The organism is Streptomyces deserti, from assembly GCF_054782695.1.
Genome location: NZ_BAAGRZ010000092.1, coordinates 1 through 2560 on the forward strand (window position 1 = coordinate 1; position 2560 = coordinate 2560).

Annotated in this window: 1 protein-coding gene; it reads right to left on the reverse strand. The window is 72.3% G+C overall.

Features of this window, described 5'->3' with window-relative positions:
- On the reverse strand, window positions 1-2560 hold a 2560-nt coding region (locus tag ACYVMZ_RS39190; protein ID WP_461088072.1), incomplete at both ends, for a condensation domain-containing protein.

Genomic DNA, 2560 nt, shown 5'->3' on the forward strand with positions numbered 1-2560 from the left:
GGAGCGTGGAACAACACCCGCGACGGCGCCCCCCAACACCGGTCCGTCGCCAGCCGCACCACATCCCGGTGCGTGGCCACCACACCCTTGGGCACACCCGTCGACCCCGACGTGTACATCACATACGCGGACGCGTCGGGCTCGACCGCGGGGAGGTCCACCTCGGCGACCGCTTGCGCTGCGCCATCGACGGGTACCACGTCCAGTTCGGTCGTACGGACGAACTCGTGCTCGGCCGTGGCCTGATGTGTGACGACCCACCGCGCGTCGGCGTCCTCGGCCACCGCACGCATCCGCGCCACCGGCCATCCGAGATCCAGCGGCAGATACGCACCGCCGGCCTTCAACACGGCCAGCAACGCCACCACCAGGTCGACCGACCGCTCCATGACCACGGCGACGGCCGATTCCGGGCCTACTCCAGCGGCCACCAGGCGCCGTGCCAACTCGTCGGCTCGCGCGTCCAGTTCGCCATAGCAGAGCCGGACGTCACCGGACTGCACCGCGAGCGCACCGGGATCGGCCGCCGTCCGCCGGGCGAACGCCTCGGGGACCGAGACGTCCGGTACGGCCACCGACGTGTCGTTCCACTCCGTCAGCATCCGCCGGCGCTCCTGCGGGCCGAGCACATCGACCTGGGCGACCCGGGTGGCGGGTTCCGCGCCCATGGTCCGCAGTACCCGCACAAGTTGATCCGCGAGCCGTTGGGCGGTGTCCTGGTCGAACAGGTCGGCGGAGGCGATGAGCGAGCCGTTGATCCCCGCCGGATCGCCGTCCTCGCCGAAGGTCTCGCCAAGATTCAGGTCGAGGTCGAACTTGAGCGCCGTGACGTCCGTGGCCAGTGCGGTGGTCCGCAGGCCGGGCAGGGCCACCGCCGGGTCTCCCGGGACCCGGCCGGTGTTCTGCAAGGTCATCATCACCTGGAACAGGGGATGGCGTGCGAGGGAGCGGGCCGGGGCCAGTTCCTCCACCAGCTTCTCGAACGGCACGTCCTGGTGCGCGAACGCCGCCAGCGACGTCTCACGGACCCGCCTCAGCACCTCGGTGAGGCTGGGGTCCCCGGAGAGATCGGTGCGCATGACGAGGGTGTTCACGAAGAACCCGACCAGGTCCTCCAGCGCGCGATCGGTACGGCCCGCCACCGCCACGCCGATCGGGATGTCCGTGCCCGCCCCCAGCCGCGACAGCGTCACCGCCAGCGCGGCCTGCAGCACCATGAACACCGTCACGCCCTCGGCCCGCGCCACCTCCAGCAGCCGCCGGTGCAGTTCGGCGGGGATCTCGACCTCGGCGAGCCGCCCGAGGAGTGAGATCTCCGCGGGGCGGGGCCGGTCGGCCGGCAGGTCCAGTTCCTCGGGTATGCCCGTCAGGGTGTTCCGCCAGTACGTGACCTGGCGCGACAGCAGGCTCTGCGGATCCCGCTCGTCACCGAGCAGCTCGCGCTGCCACAGCGCGTAGTCCGCGTACTGCACCGGCAGCGGCGCCCACACCGGGGCCTCGCCCTCCAGCCGGGCCGCGTACGCCGCCGACACGTCGCGCGCCAACGGCTCCATCGACCAGCCGTCCCCCGCGATGTGGTGCACGACCAGCACGAGCACATGCTCGTCCGGCGCCAGTGCGAACAACGACGCCCGCACCGGGGCCTCGACGGCGAGATCGAACGTGTGCCGGGCAGCCTGCGCCACCCGGTCGGCCAAGTCGTCGGCCGGCACCTCGACGACGTCCAGGGCGAACGCCGCCTCCGCCGGCGACAGCACCCGCTGGAACGGTGCTCCGTCGATCGTCTGGAACACGGTGCGCAACACCTCGTGGCGTTCGATCACGTCGCGCAGTGCCGCCGCGAGGGCCTCCCGGTGCAGCGCCCCGGTCAGGCGCAGCGCCAGCGGAATGTTGTACGTCGGGCTCGGTCCGTCCAGTTGCCCCAGGAACCACAGGCGTTGCTGGGCGAACGACAGCGGAACCCGCTCCGGCCGCTCCCGCGCCACCAGCGCCGCCCGGCCGGGCTCGGCCTGGACCAACCAGGCCGCCAGCTCCGCCGGTGTCCGGGCCTCGAACAGCGCCCGCAGCGGCATTTCCACACCCAGCACCGCACGGACCCAGCTCACCAGCCGCATGGCCAGCAGCGAGTGCCCGCCGAGCAGGAAGAAGTCGTCGTCCACTGCGACCGTGGGCAGTCCGAGGGCCTCCGCGAACACCTGGCACAGCAGCTCTTCCCGGGCGTTCGCAGGGGCCCGGCCCGCGCCGGCGGTGTACTGCGGCGCGGGCAGCGCCGCCCGGTCCACCTTCCCGTTGACCGTCAGCGGCAGGGTGTCCAGCTCCACGAACGCCGTGGGGATCATGTACTCCGGCAGCCGCTCGGCGGCGTACTCCCGGAGCGCGCCGTCGGCCGTGCCGTCGTTCTGCGGCACCAGGTAGGCGATCAGCCGTTTGTCCCCCGGGATGTCCTCCCGTACGAGAACGGCCGCCTGGCCGACCGCCGGGTGCCCGGCCAGCACGGCCTCGACCTCGCCGGGCTCGACCCGGAAGCCACGGATCTTGACCTGTTCGTCCGCACGGCCGG